This is a genomic window from Alteromonas sp. H39, assembly GCF_047556435.1.
In the GTDB taxonomy this organism is placed as follows: Bacteria; Pseudomonadota; Gammaproteobacteria; order Enterobacterales; family Alteromonadaceae; genus Alteromonas.
The window spans coordinates 252,840-275,311 of record NZ_CP180210.1; the positions used below are offsets into that span (position 1 = coordinate 252,840).

At 50.1% G+C, this 22,472-nt stretch carries 13 protein-coding genes; 8 read left to right on the forward strand and 5 right to left on the reverse strand.

Annotation, left to right across the window (positions count from 1 at the left end):
- Positions 1 to 55 precede the first annotated feature (55 nt).
- A complete protein-coding gene (locus ACLBLI_RS01090; protein WP_414829349.1) occupies positions 56 to 1,984 on the forward strand; it encodes an RICIN domain-containing protein in 1,929 nt (642 codons plus the stop codon).
- A gap of 138 nt (positions 1,985 to 2,122) precedes the next feature.
- On the opposite strand, the gene ACLBLI_RS01095 is transcribed toward ACLBLI_RS01090, so the two are convergent.
- Both ACLBLI_RS01095 and ACLBLI_RS01100 read right to left on the reverse strand, forming a co-directional pair.
- Positions 2,123 to 2,677 (reverse strand): hypothetical protein, encoded by a 555-nt coding sequence (locus ACLBLI_RS01095; protein WP_414829350.1) that lies wholly within the window; start codon positions 2,675 to 2,677, stop codon positions 2,123 to 2,125.
- A gap of 2 nt (positions 2,678 to 2,679) precedes the next feature.
- A complete protein-coding gene (locus ACLBLI_RS01100) occupies positions 2,680 to 3,459 on the reverse strand; it encodes a hypothetical protein (RefSeq protein ID WP_414829351.1) in 780 nt (259 codons plus the stop codon).
- 228 nt (positions 3,460 to 3,687) lie between these two features.
- On the opposite strand from ACLBLI_RS01100, the gene ACLBLI_RS01105 reads away from it, so the two are divergent.
- Complete coding sequence (locus ACLBLI_RS01105; protein WP_414829352.1) at positions 3,688 to 4,545, forward strand: alpha/beta hydrolase; 858 nt, start codon at positions 3,688 to 3,690, stop codon at positions 4,543 to 4,545.
- Between the two features lie 570 nt (positions 4,546 to 5,115).
- Positions 5,116 to 6,858, forward strand: coding sequence for an alpha-amylase family glycosyl hydrolase (locus ACLBLI_RS01110; protein WP_414829353.1), 1,743 nt, complete (start codon positions 5,116 to 5,118; stop codon positions 6,856 to 6,858).
- A gap of 681 nt (positions 6,859 to 7,539) precedes the next feature.
- On the opposite strand, the gene ACLBLI_RS01115 is transcribed toward ACLBLI_RS01110, so the two are convergent.
- The 3 genes from ACLBLI_RS01115 to ACLBLI_RS01125 form a co-directional block, all read right to left on the reverse strand.
- Complete coding sequence (locus ACLBLI_RS01115; protein ID WP_414829354.1) at positions 7,540 to 9,075, reverse strand: alpha-N-arabinofuranosidase; 1,536 nt, start codon at positions 9,073 to 9,075, stop codon at positions 7,540 to 7,542.
- Between the two features lie 2 nt (positions 9,076 to 9,077).
- Complete coding sequence (locus tag ACLBLI_RS01120) at positions 9,078 to 10,058, reverse strand: glycoside hydrolase family 43 protein (protein WP_414829355.1); 981 nt, start codon at positions 10,056 to 10,058, stop codon at positions 9,078 to 9,080.
- A gap of 79 nt (positions 10,059 to 10,137) precedes the next feature.
- Entirely contained in the window at positions 10,138 to 13,455 is a 3,318-nt protein-coding gene (locus ACLBLI_RS01125) for a LamG-like jellyroll fold domain-containing protein (protein ID WP_414829356.1), read from the reverse strand.
- A gap of 493 nt (positions 13,456 to 13,948) precedes the next feature.
- On the opposite strand from ACLBLI_RS01125, the gene ACLBLI_RS01130 reads away from it, so the two are divergent.
- The 5 genes from ACLBLI_RS01130 (at position 13,949) to ACLBLI_RS01150 (ending at position 22,400) form a co-directional block, all read left to right on the forward strand.
- A complete protein-coding gene (locus ACLBLI_RS01130) occupies positions 13,949 to 16,741 on the forward strand; it encodes a TonB-dependent receptor (protein ID WP_414829357.1) in 2,793 nt (930 codons plus the stop codon).
- A 397-nt stretch (positions 16,742 to 17,138) separates the two neighbouring features.
- A complete protein-coding gene (locus ACLBLI_RS01135) occupies positions 17,139 to 18,548 on the forward strand; it encodes an MFS transporter (RefSeq protein WP_414829358.1) in 1,410 nt (469 codons plus the stop codon).
- A complete protein-coding gene (locus ACLBLI_RS01140; protein WP_414830876.1) occupies positions 18,548 to 19,489 on the forward strand; it encodes a family 43 glycosylhydrolase in 942 nt (313 codons plus the stop codon). The genes ACLBLI_RS01135 and ACLBLI_RS01140 overlap by 1 nt, the downstream gene beginning before the upstream one ends.
- Positions 19,490 to 19,495: 6 nt before the next feature.
- The gene (locus ACLBLI_RS01145; RefSeq protein WP_414829359.1) at positions 19,496 to 21,967 is read left to right on the forward strand and encodes a beta-L-arabinofuranosidase domain-containing protein; all 2,472 of its coding nucleotides are present in this window, start codon (positions 19,496 to 19,498) and stop codon (positions 21,965 to 21,967) included.
- A 1-nt stretch (position 21,968) separates the two neighbouring features.
- The gene (locus ACLBLI_RS01150) at positions 21,969 to 22,400 is read left to right on the forward strand and encodes an FKBP-type peptidyl-prolyl cis-trans isomerase (protein WP_414829360.1); all 432 of its coding nucleotides are present in this window, start codon (positions 21,969 to 21,971) and stop codon (positions 22,398 to 22,400) included.
- Positions 22,401 to 22,472: the final 72 nt, after the last annotated feature.

Sequence of the window (22,472 nt, forward strand, 5' to 3'; positions counted from 1 at the left end):
GACGTAAACGCCCGTCTCGTGCCGGGCTTACCAGACTTGATGACAGAGGTAACCAATGCAACGTAAATCGTTGAGTGCATTTGCGCTTCTCGCCTGTCTGCTGGCCGGTATTTCCGGTTGTCAGACAACGCCAGACGGTGACAGTGAGAGCAGCACAAAGAATTCCCAAAGCGAAGAGCCGGAACAGGCAGATAATGGCACCTTCACCAACCCGCTATTTCCTAATGGTGCCGATCCTTGGCTGGAATACTGGGACGGCAATTACTACCTGACCACCACCACCTGGACCTCCGAGCTGGTGATGCGTAAAGCGCCGACGCTGGCAGGTCTGGCCGATGCGACGCCGGTTAACGTCTGGTCTTCTGCCGATCCGGAACGCTGCTGTAACTTCTGGGCATTTGAGTTTCATCGCCTGAAAGGACCAGATGGCTACCGCTGGTACATGATGTATACCTCGGGCCGCGATGGCACGCTGGACTACCAGCATCTGAATGTTCTGGAAAGTGCCGGTGATGATCCAATGGGGCCTTACGAATACAAAGGCGCACTGATGCCCGACGTATGGAACATCGACGGCAACTACCTGACACTCAACGACAAACTGTATGTGATTTACTCACAGTGGCAGGGCGATCAGCAACTGAACATCATTGCGGAAATGGAAAACCCGTGGACACTGAAAGAAGATGTTGAGCACACGATCCTCACCCGCCCTGAACTGGACTGGGAAATCAGCGGGCGCAAAGTAACGGAAGGGGCGGAAATACTGCAGCGCAATGGCCGCACCTTTATGACGTATTCGGCCAGTTTCTGTAACACGCCTGATTATAAGCTGGGCCTGATGGAGCTGGTGGGTGACGACCCCATGAATCGCGACGACTGGAAGAAATTTGAGGAGCCGGTTTTCGTGCGCACCGATACCGTATTCGGGCCTGGGCATAATGGTTTCTTTACGTCGCCTGACGGAACCGAAGACTGGCTGGTATATCACGGCAACGATTCTGTTGAACATGGTTGCAGTGCGACACGTTCGCTTCGTGCACAGCGCTTTACCTGGAATGCGGATGGCACACCACAGTTCGGTGAGCCCTTAACGCCAGGCGTTGAAGTTGCGCCTCCCTCTGGCGAGAATGGCCCGCTGGTAACACGCGTGCAGGGGCAGCGTTATCACCTGGTAAATGCCACCAGTAATTTGTGCCTGGACATTTCATCAGACCCGGAAGACAACCGCGCCGTGCAGCGTGCCTGCACCGGTACGAATGGACAGTGGGTGCTGGATAGCACAACCGACGGTTACATACGACTGGCAAACCGGGAAGACAGCAAGTTCCTGGAAGTGGCAAACTGCAGTGTGAACGACAATGCCCGTGTGCAGTCCGCTGCATGGCGTAACAATTACTGCCAGCAGTGGAAAGTCGAGCCCGGAGTTGATGGCAACGTGACACTGGTTAACCGTTACAGTGAGAAACCGCTGGCGGTTGCAGGCTGTTCTGCGTCTGAGAATCAGGCCGTCTTGCAGCACAACAACGACAGTGCGTGCAATCAGTGGCAACTTCAGCCGGTGGGTGATGTGGTGCTGCTCAGCCAGCAAAGCGGCAAAGCGGTAAGCGTACCCGCGTCGGCATCCGCTGGCGACAATGTTATGCAACAGGCGTGGGCGCATGGAGACAACCAAACCTGGAATATCACGCCTACCAACACAGGCTATGTTGCACTGAAACCAGAAGCTGACGCAGACGTATGCGCAGGTATCGCCAACAGTGCCGTGGTGCCGGGCGCCAATGTTGAACTGATGTCTTGCGAAGAGAAAACAGCGCAGTGGCGTATGAAGCCAGTAGCGGGTGGCGGCATGATGTTTATCAACCGTTACACGAATCAGGCGTTAGGGCTCACCGATTGTGGCCTGGCCGAAGGAACCAATCTGGCGCAGCAGCCGGAACTGGCTAATCGCTGTCAGATATTCCACTTGCGTGAACCGCAGTAACGGATAAGTACCGTACTAAAGAAAAAGGCTGCCAGATGGCAGCCTTTTACGTTTAACAGCGCAACATTAGGCAACAAGCCCTTTCGGGCACCTACCTAAAGCCTTAGCTTGAGTACAAGATGACGCTCGCGCCTGCTGCTATACCGGAATCTGCGACGAGCATCCTTCGCTGTATGCAGCTTTAATTCTTGCCAGTGCTTTTGCTATCGCTTTATTCAGCGTGGTTTTGATTTCACCCTGCGTGGAGCTGAAATTCACCTCCACTTCATGGCCCCGAAAGTAGCGCTTATCGCTAAAGTCTTCATCGTCAGGACCTTTAAACTGAGCACCAAACACTACATTGGCCGCCATGTTTCCGCGTAACGACTGAATATACGCTTTTACCAGTGTGAGCTTTAACGATCCGGCGTTAGGAACGACATCATGGGATATCTTCACATGAGCCAGTGCGCTCTCGACCCATCGGTCAACATCAGATTCCACAATCGTAAAGGCTACTGAGCCCATGGTTTTAGACTGGCGGTGATCTTCATACGAAAACAGTGTAATAGGGCACTTCATATCACGTTGCGAGGCAATGTCGGCAGTCAGTGACGCAGGAGGTGCCTTATAATCGTGCACAAGATGTGTTGTATTTACCTGACAGCCAGCCAGAAAGCCAGCTGTCAGGGTGATAACGGCAAAGCGAAACATCGTTACGCCGTGGGTGCACGCTTAGTATCAAGGCTGCGAACAACCGAAGCTGCCAGCAATTTGGCAATGGCCTGCAACTCTGCTTGCAAAACAGCAGGCTGCTCTGCCCACTTGGCGGCATTAACTTCTTTATCCTCAGAGATACTACTTAGCGCTCTGTTAACGGCAATGGAGTCGCGATAAATCAGATTGTCCGGGTGCGTTGCAGACGTTTTACTTTTTTTACTGCCCGCTTTTTCGCTGTATTGCTTTAACGTGTCAGACTTCGGCAACATAGACAAAACGGCATACCCTTTCATCGAGTCGAAGTTAGCTCCCAGGGCGTAGCTTGCATCAATAAATAAAACCGCTTCAGCCTCGCTGGCGCGGTAATGAGAATCCACATGGTTCTCTACCGGATCAATCACCAGTGTTGTGTTACTGACATTCAGCCAGGGAGCAGCAGCAAGTTCTTCCTGCAGCGCCGTCATAAACATAGCCTGAAAGTCAGTTTCTATCAGAGAATCTTTAATGGGCTGAATTAATTCTTCAGCGGTGTTAGCTCTGCTGCTTTCAACGGCAACATCGACTAACGCCAGTAACAAACCACCGCCGCCTGCTACAGCAACATTAGAGGCGTCTATTTCTGCGGTAATTTCTTTCTGTGGAATGTTCACAATGACCTGGGTGCTGCTGATTTGGTTTCTGGCAACATCGTCAATGTAATAGTTAGGGGTTGAACCACATGCTGTGAGCAGCATGAGACCTGCTGCAACCGCAGCATAACGAATCTGATTAAACATGGGAAACGTCCTTAGTACACATTTTTTACTACAATTGTTGTCACGTCTGTGCGTGTTTTGGCTCTGTCCTTGGCCGGTAACACCCCGGTTTGTCATCAGTATCGATGGTGGTGCAAAGCGCGAATCAGTATAAGACCTTCTGAATAAGTGGAAAAGTGAATTATGAGACGGCTTGTGATTTTTTAATCAATCGGGTCTAATGAAGCGGACTATCACAAGGAAGTATATATGTCTCATCTTACGAAATTTTTCTTTGCTCTCTTTCTTTCTCTTATTATTACCGGCTGTGCGATTGATGTCAGCCCTCGCTCGTTTGTTTATCAGGCCAAAGCAAAAGCGCCGCTGGATACAACCGGCCTGCATGCCGCTGCAAATAAAGATGAAATTTCGATTGGTATCACCACGGTCGAAATGACGAATGCACAAGGGTTAACCCTCACCGGTGTTGCCGTAAACTATCCCGAACCAGTTGCCAATATCGTATTTTTCGGAGGCAACGGTATGTCTATCAGCCAGGCTAATGGATATTTGCACCGCTTGGGGCAGCTACCCGCCAATATACTCTGGATAGATTATCAGGGCATGGGCGCCAGTGATAAAGCCGCCCAAATTGAAATTGATAATTTGAAACAGGATGCGCTGCAGGTGTTCGACTACGCGAAAGAAGTGTTTCCTCAGGACTTGCCTACTATTGTTCACGGGCTATCGATGGGAAGCCTGATTGCCACCTTTGTGGCCACGGAAAGAGAAGTATCCGGCCTGGTTCTGGAAGGGGCAATAAACGGCGTTCCTGATCTGGTAGATAACATGATACCCATATGGTCGAAGCTGTTTACTAACGTGAACCTGCATCCGAAGCTGGCAGAAATTGATAACGGTGTTTTGCTTGAGCAATACAAAGGCCCGCTGTTGTTAATCGTTGGTGAGAAAGACCGCACCACGCCTGTGAAATTTACCGAGCAGTTATACCGGCTATCACCCAGTGACAATAAATCGATGTATATCGCCCCGGACGCTGACCATGGCACCACCATGAAGAAGCCGGGAACAATCAAGAAATACCGGGACTTTGTCGCCTCCTTCTGATTCTACGCTGACAAGCTGCTGCGCTCAGGAGTGCGGCATAAAAGCTTCTCCACATCATCATTTACGAGTAGTAAGCGACGGTGCTTCGGCGGCTTTTGCCTAGCAATCCTTCCGCTAGCGGCGCTTTTCCTCGACCAGCTATTTAGGGTTGAAAGGCCATTTTTATGGGGGGGAGGGGTATCTGTTTAACAGCATTCATTGCAGAGTTAGACAGAACCTGACAGTCAGCTTTGTACGAATGCAGGACCTTTTTCGCAATGCATTTTCCACCCAATTGATCAGTAGATTTATATGAGAAAAATTTACACATTAATATGGCAATTCATGGGAAGTACGCCATCAACGCATCCGCCCCATCTACAAATTACAAGCTCGAAAATTTACATAGCAGGGGAGGGTGGGTAACGCTTTCCTTTTTCGTTCGGCATATTATTTCACTCTCCTGTGTAAAATTTGCCGGGAGCATCAGTCACAAAATAAAAATATATCGCAAATTCAATTTGTTAATGTGGCACTTGCTTTGCTCAGGTTCGCTTCTACGCCACGTGGTGGCGATCGGAGCATACATCGGTGAGTGAACTCAATATTTTTCCCGGCATTAAAAAGCTTTCAGCAGGCCATCAGTTCGCAGTGTGGGCCCCCCATGCAAAAGCGGTGGCATTAACAGGCTCGTTTAACGACTGGGACGACAATGGCATACCTCTGAATCAGCAAGACAATGGGATGTGGTGGTGTGATGTTGCCGACTCAGCGCATGGTGATGAGTACAAATATATCATTACTACAGAGTCAGGCGAGCGGCTGACCAAAAACGACCCCAGTGCCCGCCTGATGACAAACAGCGTGGGCAACAGCGTGATTTACGACGACGAATTTAGCTGGCACACTCCGGATTTTACACCGGTTCCCATCCATCTGCGTGTTATCTACGAATTGCATATTGGCACCTTTCATCGCAAAAACGGTGAGCGTGGTACCTTCGACAGCGCGATCGAAAAGCTGGGAGCTCTCAAATCCCTAGGTATCAACATAATTGAGTTGATGCCAGTGAACGAGTTTGCCGGTGACATCAGCTGGGGCTATAACCCGGCATGCCCGTTCGCCGTTGAGGAAGCCTATGGCGGCCCTGACGGCCTGAAGCGCTTTATAGATGCGGCCCATGGAATGAATATGGGCGTTATTATGGATGTGGTATACAACCACTTTGGCCCAAGTGATCTGGATATCTGGCAGTTTGACGGCTGGCATGAGAACAACAAAGGGGGCATTTATTTTTATAATGATGACCGCAGCACTACCCCCTGGGGCGACACGCGCCCAGACTACGGTCGCGAGGAAGTGCGCAGCTATATTATCGACAACGCCCTGATGTGGCTGGGTGAATTTAAGGCCGACGGGCTAAGAATGGACATGGTGCCTTATATGCGCAGCGTATCGGGTGCGGATAATGGTAGCGACGATATTCCTGAAGCCTACAGCCTGATAAAAAGCATTAATCAACACATTAACGAGCGATTTCCTAACAAGATGACGATTGCAGAGGACTTGCACCATCATAATTTTATCACCGACACCCTCGGCAACGATGGCTGCGGCTACACGTCGCAGTGGGATGCCGCGTTCGTGCACCCGGTTCGCCACGTGCTTACCCAGGCAAGCGATGACCACGTGAATCTTGACGAAATACAGAGCGCGCTGCTCAAACAGTACAGTCAGCGGCCATTTGCGCGTGTGATTTATACCGAGTCGCACGATGAGGTGGCTAATGGCAAGGCACGACTGGTGGAAGAGATCGCACCGGGCAATGTGGACGATGACTTTTTTGCGCGGCAAAAAGGCATGCTCGCGGCGACGATGGTATTTACCACAGCTGGCGTACCTATGCTGTTTCAGGGGCAGGAGTTTAAAGAAACCGGCTGGTTTAATGACAGTGACGATTTAGACTGGTCCCGTCGCGACACCTTCAGTGAATACGTGAAAGCCTTTACCAGCCTGATTGCCCTTCGAAATGGCACAGACAGCCGCACAGCAGGCCTGACCGGTGGAGGTACTGAAATCATTCACAGAGACGACGCCCACAATGTTATTGGCTTTATCAGAAGCAACGGTCATCAGCATGAATCCGTTTACGTGTACCTGCACTTTGGGCGCGACGAGATAGGCCAGTACACACTCAATGGACTACCAGAGCATGCAAAATGTGTATTTGCCTGGTCAAACGGGCTGTACGCCGAAAGTGTCAGCGTCAGTGAAAACGCGCTTACGCTGACGCCATATGGAATATGGATCTTTACTGCAGGGCAGCAGCACTAATGCGTAGTGACTGCCGCAAGGCCTTTTTCACCCAATGAGGGGCTGATGGCATCCTGATAGGGGGGACGCTTGCTGAAGGTTACCCTCTTGCAGGCTCTCCCTTTCTTGCAACGAGGTTTCTGCCCAAGCTGTGGCACTAGGCGCATGGCAGCAAGTACCAAGTTGCGGTTGATGATGTGCTACAAGGCTACCCAGTTGGTCAATGGGTGTTGAGTTTACCTGTCTCGCTTCGCCTATTGGTTGCTAGGAATCCCAAGCATTTGAGTAAATTCATGCAAATCATACATCGCGCTATTGCGACAGATATTATCTATTGAGCAGGTTATGAAAAGAAACTAGCTGACATAAACGCAAAGTCAATCTCAATTCAAGCGTGTCAAAGCACCAAGATATAGCGATATAGAGCGGGTGGTTGTCTTAAGCTGCCAGTCACTAAACGCGCCGTAAAACGTCCGCTTCTTTCTCTATGCTGTCTCACAGTTAGAGTAGAAGCCATAAAACCAAAGTGTCAGAGTAGATACGGATCACCAAACGCTATACATGGCCGCGCTCAGGCTTTTCACTCAAATCTGTAAGCATAAAAAAACCGGGCTTACGAGCCCGGCTTTCTGTTTTCCTGTGTACGCATTCTGAAGTAATGAAAAGCCCGCCGGCGACGGGCCTTTCTTTTTAAGCGCATCGTTATTTCACCAGCTCGGCAACCACAATCGACTTTGCGGGTAACGTGAGGTCGTCTGCATCGGCGCTAAATTCAGCAGGCTTCACTACGTTTTTCTTCGCAAAGGTATTCTTATCGGTAATGTTATCGGCGGTAAGGATCTGCCCATTCAGTGACGACACCTTCATGCCTTTTAAGTCCAGCGATATTGTGGCTTCTTCTGCCGGGTCGAGGTTCACCAGTGCGATATAAAGCTTACCGTCTTCACCCTTGGCGATAGAAGCGGTAATGGCAGGTACGCTTTCATTGCCCTGGCTGTACTTTGAGGTAGTAATAGTAAACGGGATTGCTGTAGCATCCTGAAATACCTTGTACATGCCGTAAACATGATAGGTTGGTGTCTTCAGCATCTCAGCCCCATCGGTGAGGATCATCGCCTGCAGTACGTTTACCATCTGCGCGATGTTAGTCATGTGTACGCGTTCTGCGTAGTGGTGGAATATGTTGAAATTCACCGCCGCTACGACCGCGTCACGCAGAGTATTCTGCTGATACAAAAAGCCGGGTTCACGGCCTTCTTCGGCGTCATACCACGTGCCCCACTCATCCACATAAAAGCCAAGCTCACCGTCCGGATCGTTTTCATCCAGTACAGCGATATTATCGGCAATGTACTTATCAATACGCAGTGTACGCTCCAGCGTTTTAAACCACATGGTATTGTCGAAGTCAGTGGCATGCCCCTTTTTCGACCATTCACTGGTAGGCAGGGTGTAGAAATGATAACTGATACCGTCCATATCCCGGTCGATATTGGCACTGAGTACATCAGTCCACTCGGTATCTTCGGTATGGCCGCCGCTTCCAACCAGTTTTGGACGTTTACCCGGAGGCGCTTTCATAAAGGTCGCATACTGACGGTACAAATCGACATAGTACTGCGGGCGCATATGACCACCACAACCCCATGACTCATTACCAATGCCGAAATAGGCAATATCCCAGGGTTCTTCACGGCCATTGGCACGGCGTTCGTTAGCCAGCGTGGAGTTTTTGTCGGAGGTCATGTACTCCATCCATTCGGCCATTTCACGTACACTGCCAGAACCCAGGTTGCCATTCACATAGGCATCGGCACCTAGCAGTTCTACCAGGTCGAAAAATTCATGCGTACCCACGGCATTGGTTTCTTCAACACCGCCCCAGTGAGTGTTCACTTTCACCGGGCGCTCTTCTGCCGCGCCAATTCCATCACGCCAGTGGTATTCGTCAGCGAAGCAGCCGCCCGGCCAGCGGACCAGCGGCACCTTAATGTCTTTAAGAGCGCTGATAACATCATTGCGAAAGCCTTTGGTGTTGGGGATGTCAGAATCCTTACCAACCCAAAGCCCTTCGTAAATACCGCGGCCAAGGTGTTCAGCAAACTGACCGTAAATATCTTTATTAATTTGCGGGCCGGTTTGCGTGAGGTCTGCCGAAATTGTCGCTTCATGCGGCTTGGCAATGGCAGCAGACAGGGTAAGTGTTGCGCAGGCAACAGCAGTTAGCGTTCGTAACATGGTTACTCCTTCTCATCCGGTTGAATGCCTTCTGTGGTCATAATGACGCGCTTCAGCGAACCATCCTCATTGTAGTAAAGCGGATCGATAGCCACAGAACGACGGAAACGGCCGCCACTGGGCTCACCGTCTTTCGGCGGCATGGCGCCGGTGTGGTAAATGAAGTAGTCCTTACCTTTGAACTCGATGATGGATTGGTGATTGGTCTCTGAGTTGCCCGCAATTTCATTTAAGATACCGCCGTATTCCCACGGGCCATGAATGCTGTCGCTCATGGCGTAGCAGATCTTTTCCGGGAATTCGCAGGCGTAGGACACATAATAAATGTCATTTTTCTTATGCACCCACAGGGCTTCGGTGAAATTAGGCAGGTCCATGGTTTTTATCTCGCCGTCCAGTGACAGCAAGTCATCGCTGAGCTTCACATATTTTGGCATCAGGTTACCAAAAAACATGTACGCCTCACCGTTATCCTCAATGAACACCGCTGGGTCGATATCATCCCAGTCATTAGGCGTGTGCTTGGTCATATCGTCGGTTATCAGCGCTTTGCCGATAGCATCTTTGAACGGGCCGGTGGGTGAGTCAGACGTGGCGACACCAATGGCGAACCCAGGTTTATCGTCTTTGTGACGTACCGTCGTGAAAAAGTAGAAGGTTCCATCCTTTTCTACCATGTGTGATGCCCATGCCTCGCCTTTTGCCCATTTAAAATCAGTCGCTTTCATTATCGGACCATGGGCTTTCCATTTCACCATGTCGGTAGAAGAAAATGCCAGCCAGTCATGCATTTCAAAAAAGACATCGTTGTTCGGAGCTTCATCGTGTCCGGTATACAGATAAACGGTGTCGTTGTGTACCAGTGCCGCAGGATCAGCAGTAAACACGTCTTTGATAATCGGGTTGTCCGCCAGAGCAGGGGCTGAAGCCAGGCTTGCGGCAACGGTCAGTGCTGTAATGGAGCGTCGAAGTGAAAATGTCATGTTTATTCCTGTGTAATTTAAACGAAAAAACGCTACCGGACGTTTCATCCGGCAGCGTATCACTTGCTATATTTTGAGGTTATTCACCGCCAGACTGTTGCTGGTAGAACCTGGCAACATCATTGGGCGTAATGGCATCGTTAAAGATCATCAGTTCATCAACCATGCCGTTGAACGGGATATCCCAGTAGTTCACACCAATCGCAAAGCCAGTTACCGAGGCCGGTGTGAACACGTCAGGGAAGCTGGTACCTGAATACACTTGCTCACCGTTCAGATAAATGGTTAGCGTACCGCCATTGTTTACAAAGGCGAGGTGTGACCAGGCATTTTCCGGGATTTGTTGTCCGGTACCGGCGTCATACCAGTTTGTTCCAGACCAAATCATGGTGTTGCCTGACACCGCGTCGTTACCAAATGGCACAACACTCACCCAGCTCTCTGTGCTCGCATAAGCGAAGAAGGCAGATGTGAACTGTGTCAGCTCTGTTGGGTTCAACCACATCATAATTGAGTAGGTATCGTCTTTAATCAGACCATTGGGCAACTCAACCCCGTAAGATCCATCCAGTTGCAACGCACGTCCCAGCGCACCGTCGGCAAACATTGCTTCTCCGCCGTCAGTGCCAATGGTTGCACCGCTGGTGAAACCGGCGGCCTGTACGCCTGTCGCATCTGTCAGGTCGTCGTTATCAAACGTATACGCGGCTTTCGGATCAGGGAGGCCCAGTGAACGAACCGTTGCTTCGAACGTCTTGGTAGTTGTTTGTCCATCAAGAGTAATGGTTGCCGTTAACATCACGGTTGCATCCGGTTCGCTGGCATCAGGACGGGTGACTGTACCATCGGTCGCAACCACATCAGGGTTGGAAGATGCCCAGCTGATAGCGGATGCGTATGCACCGGTCGCTGGCAGGCGAATATCTTCACGCACAGCAGTCAAATCGCCAAGGCTAAGCAGGTCTGCTGCAGAGTCGATTAACACAGACGCGGGTTGCGGGGTGATATCCAGGTTCATAATCTCGGTAGCTGACAGCGCACCTTCGTACACTTTCAGTTCGTCCACCATACCGTTAAAAGGAATGTCCCAGTAGTTCACACCCAGCGTAAATACGCCTTCACCGCCTGAGAAGAGATCCGGGAAGTTACCGCCGGTAAAGCGCGCTTCGCCGTTGATATATACGCTTACACCGCCTTGTTTGACCGAGAATGCCACGTGTGTCCAGTCATTGGCTGGAATTTGCATACCAGTAGAGGCATCGTACCAGGCCTGGCTACCGCTCCACAGCATGGTGTTACCATCCCAGCTCCAGGGTACCAGGCTTAGCCAGTTGTCATTAGCCTGGGCACCGAAAAACGCAGTAGTAAACTGTGTCAGTACAGCAGGGTTCAGCCACATAGAAACGGTATATTCGTAGTTATCAATCATGCCATCCGGCAGACGCACACCTGAAGTGCCATCCAGAACAACCGCCTCACCAGACTGGCCTGCCGCGAAAGACACGCTGCCATCAGTGGTGTCCGGTGTTGCACCGGTAGCCGCGCCATCGCCTTTAATATCAAGGGTTTCTTCCAGTGAAGACTCAAAGCTGTAGTGGGCTACGCGATTATATTGATAGCGAGCAGGTACCATTACCTCAAACGTTTTAGACTGCATCTCACCATCCAGTGAAATTTCCGCAGTTAAGGTAACGGTGGCGTCTTCTTGTCCCGCATTCGGGCGGTTTACGACACCGCTGGTTTTAATGATGTCAGTGTCAGAGCTGCTCCAGCTGATATCTGCACCGAGCGCACCCACCGTCATCAGGTTCAGGTCAGACTGTGTCGACTCAGGCAGTACCAGTGCATCGGCAATGTTAGTCAGCGTTTGCGCTGTGCCCGGATCTTCCAACTGCGTTCCCCACACCGCGCCGCCGCTGCCAGAAAGTGCTGAGAAGGTCGGCGTCAGGCGCCCGGTCGCATTGTTATACTGCCATTTGGCTACGCCGGTAAATGTACCCACATCGTCGATGGTAAGCTCGATATTACTTTGCTCATCAATTTTCCAGGTACCGGTGAAATCACCACCAATAACATCATCGTCTGCCAGGGTAAGGTATGACGATAGTTTAGCTTCGCGGTTTATATCGCGGCCATGATTGATAAACTGATAGGTGCCGTAGGCATCAATTTCATCTACCAGATTTTCGCCTTCAATTGGCACGTAGCGGTGTGGTGAGGCTACCAGCCAGCCATCTTCCGTTGTAAACATCTCGTGCACGCGCACCGCGTGGCCTTCGCCCATATTCGGGAAGCGGGTATGGAAAATCAGGAAGTGCTTATCGCTCTCTTCATCATAGTAGGCCGAGTTATGACCCGGGGCCATGTAACCGTGATCTTCGCCGTTTTCACCGACATTATGATCAAAAATGTGGCCGCCCATTATTTTCACGCCATAAGACTCAATCGCCGTCCAGGCGCCGCTGGCTCCAATCATATCCTGCCCCAACTTGTCCTCAAACGGGCCATCCGGGTTACGTGAGCGTGCGATCCGCATATTGTACCCATCGGCTTGCTCGTACCCGCCAAATGAGGTGATAAGGTAGTAATAATCTGTTTGTGGGCTGTATAGCATATACGGCCCCTCGATGGCGCTGTAATAGCCACCGGTCAGCTTGGTCCCGTAACCCTGATCTGGCAATGCCATACCGGTTTGCGGGTCCATTTCCATGATCCAGATACCCCCTGAGTACGAGCCATAAACCATCCACAGGCGACTTTCTTTATCGAAGAATACGTCCGGGTCGATGGCGTTAGGGTGGATATTTCCGTCGTAGTTTTCACCATTAATGCCAGGGTTTTCATCACCCACCTGACCGGTGCGTAAAATCAGGCCCTGGTCTTCATAAGGCCCTTCGATGTTATCGGATACCGCTAAACCCAAATAAGAACGGGATACGCAGTTACCTGTGTCTGGCAGTGCGCAGTGATTGTAGTAGAAATAATAACGGCCATCTTCCAGTTGAATGACATCGGATGCCCAGGAACCAATATGACCGCCTACCCAGTCAATGCCTTCAGAAATCTCGCTGGCATAGGTGCTGAACAGCGGGCTGGTCTCTACGCCATCGTTCGCACCCTGCTCCCAGTTCATCCAGTCAGTGGTGCTTGCGTAGGCCAAATGTGAACCAAACACAAAGTATTCACCATCCGGTCCTTGCACGACTGAGGGGTCATGAACCACGGCGTCTGTAAATGCGACTTCACCGGCTAATGTGGGATCTTCATATTCTACAGGCGGCACTTCTGGTGGCGCCGGTACCGGGTCTCCGGTACCAAAGCTCTGATCGCCACCGTCGCCGCAGGCGCCGAGTGCCATTGAAATGCTCAATACAAGCAGTGAACGTTTGAGTGTCATTATTCTAATCCTCAGTCTTACAATGGAATGTATTATTGTATGATTTTTAGAATAGCAGCAAAATTTCCATTGTAAATAGCTTGTAAAGATCTTTTAGCGCAACTACATATCCAGTGAATGAGTGTTACCGGTAACGCTTAATGTAAGTAAAGGCCTGATATTGAGAGAGATTGCGGGTATTGGATGAAAGCTATTTATTAGCGAAGAAAGAAAAATTTTTGTAACGCGCAGGTTTTTTTACACACATTAATAACAAGCCAGCCCAGTCATACTACGCAATCCTGTAATAAGTAAAACAAGTTATCGTAATGTGGTTGACAGGTAATTAGTCATACAATATGATTAAAATCAAATAACAAAAAATTAACAGCAGAGAAATGTGGTTCAACAGCGTATTGCCTTATTCCATATGCGCTGGAGATTAACAGGCGGTTAGCAAATATCGACAACAATATTGTTAACATGCCAACATAAAAACCGGAGAACACTGTTTATGTTTAAGCGATCACACCTCGCTAGCGCAGTTATCCTGGCCATGGCCAGCCAGCTCGCGTACGCCCAGCAAGAAGATAATAATGAGAATCAGGCGGAGCAGCCCGTAGAAGTGATTGAAGTTTCGGGTATTCGCGGAAGCTTGAATAAAGCGCTGAACCTGAAACGTCAGAATCTGCAAATTGTTGATGCCATTGTGGCTGAAGATATTGGTAAGTTTCCGGATAACAACGTGGTGGAAGCGCTGCAACGGGTTACTGGTATTCAGGTAACAGATCGCGGCCAGGGTGAAGTAAGCACGGTAACTATCCGGGGTTTGACGGACGTCACGACGACAGTTAACGGCCGCAATATTTTTACCGCATCGGGCCGTGCCGTGGCGCTTGCTGATGTACCAGCTGCTTTGTTGGAAACGGTTGAAGTTTTCAAAACCCGTTCAGCGTCGCAAATTGGTAGTGGTATAGCGGGTCAGATTAATATCGAGACTCAGCGCCCGTTCAATTTCGAGGGTGAAAAGGTTGTAGTTGCTGCGCGAGGCATTCACCAGGAGCAGGCTGATAAAACCGATCCGTCAGTATCAGCACTGTTAAGTAATCGCTGGGATACCAAGCATGGTGAATTTGGTGCGCTGGTAAACGTGTCTTATACACGCACTAATTATCGTGACCAAAGTATCACCCCTGGTGCCATGGTGCCTTTCATGACCAACAATCCGGCGGAAGGATTTGGTCAGCTTGAACGTATTTTTCTTGACGATGCACGGGTAAGTGAGAGCCCCATCTGGCAGGCGGGCCTGGAACAGGGTTTACCGTACCAGGCTGGTTCTACGCTGGATATTAATGGTGTACCTACGGAATATTATCTCTCTCGTGATGCGATTTTTGCCAGCGACTTAACCGGTGAACGTGAACGCCCGGCAGCAAATATCTCCTTCCAGTGGGCACCGAACGATCGTTCAGAGTACTTGTTTGAAGCGTTTTATAACGGCTTTCGCAACGAATCATTCAACTCGTTGCTGTTTAATTTCACCGACTGGTGGGGCAACGTGGATGACACCAATCCACCACTGCTGTTTGAAGGCACAAATATCATCAAAGAGCGGTATGTGGACTCTCCGTACGCCTTTAACTCGGGTGACCTTAGCGTAGGGCAAACTGACAGCTACGTCTTCGCTTTAGGTGGTAACTGGATCATCAATGACGATCTTACGCTGGAATCAGAAGTGATTTATCAGAAGAGTAAATTTGAATCTGAATTTTTTGCCATGCGTACCGACCGCACGGCTCCGGGTCTGTACGTTGACTTCAATGACAAAGACGGCGTTCCTGCTCTGGAAATGATGGACAATCCGGATACCGAGATAGACGAGTCTGACCTCACAGATCCGCGCATCTGGAATACGGCCGAGCTTTACGACAACGGCAACGAAAACGAAGGGGATTCACTGACCTTTAAAATTGACGGTGAATATTTTGTTGATGAATTCGGGTTTGAGCGTATTAACTTCGGTGCGCGATGGGACAAACGTGAAGTCAGCGAAGCCGATAGACTTTTAACCACGGCATATCGTGCGCCACTGTCTGAATTTGACCCTGGTCTGACGCACGTAAATTCAAACTTCTTTGACGGTCAGGCTGACTTCCCGGACTCCTGGGCGGTAGCGAACGGTTACTACATTTACAATAACCGCAGTGAAATCCGCAATATTTACGGTTACGACAATAGCAGCGAAAACCTGGTAATCCGTAAGAACTTTGAGATTGAAGAGACAACAACGGCACTTTATCTGCAGGGTGACTATTCATTCCAACTGGGCGATAAGCTGGTGGACGGTCAGGTAGGCCTGCGTTGGGAAGATGCGGATCGCGACATGGACTTTATTCCAGACGCTGGTGAAACCAGCTCGGCGTCGGGTGGCACATCTACCATTCTGCCAACCTTTGTGGTTCGTTATCACCTGACGGATGATTTACTGGCGCGCTTCGCTTACACCGAGACGATCCGTCGTCCCAACTTCGTGCAGCTTAACTCGAATATCGTGTATAACGAAGATCTCACCAACGTGGGCTACGGTACGGCGAACGGCGGTAACCCCGACCTGGAACCGGTAGAGTCACAAAACCTTGATATTTCACTGGAGTACTACTTTGGCGAAGGAAACTCGATTTACGCCACCTGGTTCCGTCGTGATATCGAAGGCTTTGTGTTTGATTCGGTAAACGTTGTACGTCGTGATTCACCGGAAACCGGCGAAGAAGAAACCTATATTCTCAGCCAGCCCGATAACTCCTCTAACGGTGTACTGACAGGTTGGGAGCTAGGCGCAGTTTACTTCCCTGACTACCTGCCAGACGCACTGGATGGCTTTGGTGTACAGGCTTCGGCAACCTTACTGGATTCCGAGCAGGATCTGCCAAACTTTGGTCCCGAAGGTGAAATTGAAAGCTATACGCAACGTGACATGTTCGGTGTGTCAGATACCTCTTACTCCGTGGTTGCCATCTACGAGAAAGACAACTTTGACATGCGACTGTCTTACGTGTGGCGTGATGACTTCCTGAATAACTACGAAGCGGCACTGTTTGCGAATCCGCGTGGCGTGTATCGTCGCCCTGAGCAAAGTGTTGACTTCCAGATGAGCTACGATGTTAACGAACATCTAACGGTAACTCTGGATGGTACTAACCTGACGGAAGAGACCTACCAAAGCTACTACCAGTACCCGTACACGCATAACTTCGGTAATGCGCTGTACAGCAGAACCTTTGCGCTGGGTGTACGTTACACTATGTAATCGCCAGTGTGATAACGAAAGAAAACCCCGGCTTGCCGGGGTTTTTTGTTCCGGCACAATGAAGATAACTTCCCGTCGTTCATTATGCACGACACTCTGCAGTTAACAGGTGCGTTATCTTTTCATTACCTTTTTGCAGCAATGGACGTAAGCGCAGGGTACACTTTCAGACAGTGTCGCAGGATAGGTGTCTAGCGCGGTAAACAGGAAGGTGGAAGAGATGTGGGAATGGCTTAATACACCTGAATTATTCGATGAAATGACTTGCTACTCAAATAGTATGATAATAGTATCATTATAGCTTTTAACATTTGGTTTGCATTTACCGCGAATTGAATGAAAACCTCTCAGGTTGTTCGCCAGCGTTGTGCAGAGACCTTCAAACGGAAAACGCAGTATGAGTTCACAAAAATTAACACAATTGGAGAAGGTCGGCTTCGGTGCTGGCGATATGGCGGTTAATGTCGTCATCTCGTCGATGATGCTGATTATCACTTTCTTCTACACCGACGTTTTCGGTTTAAAACCTACCGATATGGCACTGATGTTCCTGCTGGTGCGTCTGCTCGACGCGATCAGCGATCCGCTGATGGGTATGGTCACTGACCGTTACACCAGCCGCTGGGGCCGTTACCGCCCTTACTTTCTGTTTCTGGCATTGCCGTTTGGTATCTCTGTTTTTCTCACCTTCAGTACACCGGATGTAGACTACAACGCAAAGCTGGTGTGGGCTTATTCGACCTACATCTTTGTTACGCTGATGTTTACGGCCGTGACCATTCCCTATATTTCACTGATAGGGGTAATGACTGCAGATCCGAAGGAAAAACTGAGCGCGAACGGATATCGCTTATTCTTCGCAAAAGTGGCCGCGTTTCTGGTGACCATTATCGTGCCAAAGCTGGCGGGGGCCGATTACTGGGAAGGCGACCGTGCTGCCGGCTATCAGACAGCAATGGGATTAATGGCGGGGCTAGCCGTTGTTATGTTCTTATTCTGCTTCTTTACTACCAAAGAGCGCCTTGAACACCAGGTAGACGAAAAGCCTCTGAAAGAGCAGTTTGCGTTATTAATGAAAAACGACCAATGGCTGGTGCTGTGCGGCGTATGTGTGCTGGGCACCATTGGCTATGTAATACGTGGCTCAGTAGCTATGTACTATGCGAAGTATTACCTGGGCGGCGATGCTGACATACAGGCAAACTTTATGGCTACCGGCGTCAGCGCGGCTATTCTGGCGATGGTGGCGTCCACCTGGATAACCAAACGCTACTGTAAGGTAAAGCTGTTCCGCTTTTCCCAAATGGCCACCGGGATATTAAGTGTCATCATGTTCTTAACGGTAGATCCGGGCGACATGATGCTGGCCTTTATTCTGTATTTTCTTGTTTCTTTTGTGGTGGATTTGCACGCGCCTATTTTCTGGTCCGCCATCGCCGAAGCCGTGGACTATGGTCAGAGTAAAACCGGCAAGCGTGTAGCCGGACTGTCCTTTGGTGGCATTTCATTTTGCCAGAAAGCGGGAATGGGCTTCGCCGGGGCTGTGGTTGGCTGGTTGCTGGCATTTTTCAATTACGAGCCTGAGCAGGTACAAAGTGATTATACACTAACCGGACTGGCACTTATGCTGACGATTATTCCCGGCCTATTCCACTATCTCGTGGGCATGCTGATGAAGCGCTATCGCATTACTGACGATGAATACAAGCATCTGGTAACGACACTGGATGCGGCGCAGGAACACCCGGAACTTGTAAATGAACTTGATAAAGAAACGCCCCCCATGGCGAAAGGAGCAAAGTCATGATGGACACCAATACGCCTTTAATTCCACAACGCGCAGACCCTTATATCCATAAACATACCGACGGATATTACTATTTCACCGCGTCGGTACCGTCTTATGAGGGCATTGAGCTGCGTCGCGCAAAAACGCTGGACGCGCTGGCTGATGCCGAAACAAAGATGGTCTGGCACAAGCCGGATAGTGGTCCTTACAGCGACCTCATCTGGGCGCCGGAAATTCGTTTTAACCAAGGTGCCTGGTATGTGTATTTTGCAGCAGCACCAAGCCGTGAAATCAAAGACGAGCTGTTTCAGCATCGTATGTATGCCATTAAATGCGAAGATGACAATCCGGTAACCGGTAGCTGGGAGTTTTGTGGCCAGATTGATACCGGTATCGACACTTTCTGTCTGGATGCGACCACCTTTACGCACAACGACGTGCTGTATTACCTGTGGGCACAGAAGGGGCCGGGAATTCGTGGAAATTCCAATTTGTATATCGCGCCAATGACAACGCCGACTGAAATTAAAGGCAAGCCGGTGATGCTGACCAAACCTGAGCTTGAGTGGGAAACGCGCGGCTTTTGGGTAAATGAAGGACCGGCGGTCATCAAGCATGGTGGAAAAATTTTCGTAACGTATTCGGGCAGCGCCACAGATGAAAACTACTGCATGGGCCTGATTTACGCCGATGAGAATGCAGACTTATTAGACCCTGCCAGCTGGACGAAAGTGCAGGAGCCAGTATTCGCCACCGATGAATCAGTGAAAATGTTTGGTCCGGGGCATAACAGCTTTACGCAAACGCCGGATGGCAAGGATGTACTGGTGTATCACTGCCGTCAGTACACGGAAATCGAGGGCGATCCGCTGTGGAATCCGGATCGTCACACGTTCGTTAAACACGTTAAATGGGACGACAAAGGCATGCCGGATTTTGGCAAGCCGGGACAACCGTAAACGCTTATGCAACTACCCGACAAATACTGGCGCACGTTCCTGTGCGCCGGTGTGCTGTCAGTTCTGACCGCATGCCAGACAACCCCTTCAGCTGCGTCCTCAGCTGTAAAACAACATGACGCCTACACCAGTTTGTATCCTGAGCCTCAGGCACAGCAGCTTTATGCGCTGGACAGAGTCAATCTTAACGCCAGCCCGTTTCAGCACGCCCAACAAGTAAATGTCAGATATTTGCTGGCGCTGGATGCGGATAAGTTGCTGACACCCTACTTGCGCGAGGCAGGAGTAGACACTAGGGCGCCGACCTACGGCAACTGGGAAGGATCCGGATTGGATGGCCATATCGGCGGGCATTATTTAACGGCATTGAGCCTGGCCTGGGCGACAACTGGTGATGCGGCGATATCACAGCGACTTGATTACATGCTGGATGAGCTGGCGCGAGCGCAAACCGCTACTGGCGGCTATCTGGGCGGCATTCCGGGAAGTGCTGAGCTTTGGGCGCAGATAAAGAACGGTGAGATCAATGCTGACTTATTCAGTCTGAATGAACGTTGGGTGCCGCTTTATAATATTGATAAGATTTTTCACGGTTTGCGTGATGCTTATGTGATAGGCAAACGTGAAAAAGCGAAAGTGATGTTATCCAGGCTTGGCGAATGGATGCTGGATATCACCGAAAACCTGAGCGACGAGCAGATTCAGGCCATGTTGTACTCCGAGCATGGTGGCTTGAACGCGGCATTCGCAGATATGGCGGTGATACTTGATGATCCTCGTTATCTTACGCTGGCACGTCAATTTACTCATCAGCGTATTATCGAGCCGTTGACCAGAAGTAAAGACACACTAACTGGCTTGCACGCTAATACTCAGATACCGAAAATTATTGGTGCATTAAAAGTGGCCGGTTTGTCGGACGATAAGGCCTGGGAAGAGGCCGCGGTCTTTTTCTGGGAAACCGTCAGTCAGCAGCGTTCAGTATCCATTGGTGGTAACAGCGTGCGAGAGCACTTCCACGATAAGGAAGATTTCACGCCAATGGTAGAAGACGTAGAAGGGCCTGAAACCTGTAATACCTATAATATGCTCAAGTTGAGCAAGCTGTTATTCCTGCGCAGCGGTGACACCCGTTATCTGGATTTTTACGAAAGGGCTACCTATAACCATATTCTTTCCTCTCAACACCCCGAGCACGGCGGGTTGGTATATTTTACCTCCATGCGTCCGGGCCATTATCGTATGTATTCCTCGGTGCAGGATTCGATGTGGTGCTGTGTGGGGTCGGGCATTGAAAATCACAGCAAATACGGCGAGTTAATTTATACACATGATGTGGATAACTTGTGGGTTAACCTGTTTATATCCTCAACGCTTCAATGGCCGGAAAAAGGCGTAAGTGTGGATCTGCAAACGCGTTTTCCAGATCAAAATGCAGTTACGATCGCGATCTCACGTACAAAACCGGGCGTGGGCGATCCCTGGACGATGCACCTGCGCCAACCGTCATGGTTACAGGGGCCGCTTGATGTCAGTGTTAATGGCAAGCGTATTACTGAAAAAACAAAGGACGGTTACATTGCTATAAACAGAGTATGGCGTGAAGGCGATGAGGTGACATTCACGCTAGACGCCAGCCCACGTGTAGAGCAGCTTCCGGACGGGCAAGACTACTACTCCGTATTGTATGGGCCGGTCGTGCTGGCTACCCGCGTTCAGGCGTTTGAAAACGAGTCGCTTAACTTTGTCGCAGATGATAACCGAATGGGGCATATTGCCGCTGGCCCAGTCTGTCCGCCAGAGGCACTTCCGGTGATCCTTGGCGATCCCGAACGCTTTCTGGATAGCCTGGATCGGCAGCCATCTGAGGATCTGATCTTTACGGTTTCAGATCATATGGCCATTGGCAATACTGGGGATAACCCTTTTGATACCCCGCAAAGCAAGACCCTTATTCCTTTCTTCCGTTTGCATGATTCCCGCTATCAGATCTACTGGCCGCAAATGCAGGAAAGTGAGTTCAGTACCTTTGTGGCAGATGCGAAAGCAAAATCTGAGGCCAAGGCGGAGTTGATGGCAAAAACCGTTGACCAAATCACACCAGGCGAACAGCAACCAGAGGTCGAGCATGATTTTGCCGGTGAAGCCACACGGGCAGGCGTGAATAACGGCATGCACTGGCGTGATGCGACAGGCTGGTTCTCGTATAACCTCAAAAACCCGGATAAGCGAGCAAGACTGTTACGGCTGACATTTTTTAGCGGTGATCAAGACAGACACTTTACCGTGATGCTGAATAACCGCGTTTTGGCCAATGTGTCGTTGCCCCACGGCGAGCCGGATTCTGAGTTTTATACTGTCGATTATATGATTCCGGATGCGCTGACAAACGAACCGATATTACAGTTAAAATTCGTTGCCGGTCCAGATTCAGTCGCGGGCGGTATTTACGGTATTCGTTTGATGTCTGAGCAGTAATATGGCGAAAGGAAAAAAGAAAACAGTAAAAGGCTCAGCGGGTATGAATCGCAATCAGTCCGTTGCGTTTTTGGCACAATACGAATCCAAGCCGGATGTACACCACACCGGTTCAGGACTGATGTACAGAGTGATTGCTGAGGGTGACGGCCCCCGGCCGGGACCGGACGACGTGGTTAAATTGCATCAACGTATCCAGCTTCCCGATACCACCGTGGTAGACGATACGTATAAGAAAGGACTGGCTGAAAGCTTTGCTGTGAGTGAAGCCGTTGAAGGGTTGCAGGAAGCGCTGCAGATGATGCCCGTGGGAGGCAGGTATGAGTTTGTTATTCCGCCAGAGCTGGCATGGGGTAAGAAAGGCAACGGTGGCAAAGTCGGACCAAATGCAGTGATGATTATGGATATTCGCTTACTGGAAATTGAATCGTAAAACCTGCTCTGAGGCGAAAATGGCAGTTGCTGTCACTATCAAGGAATCATCCAAAAATATCGCCAGCCTTAG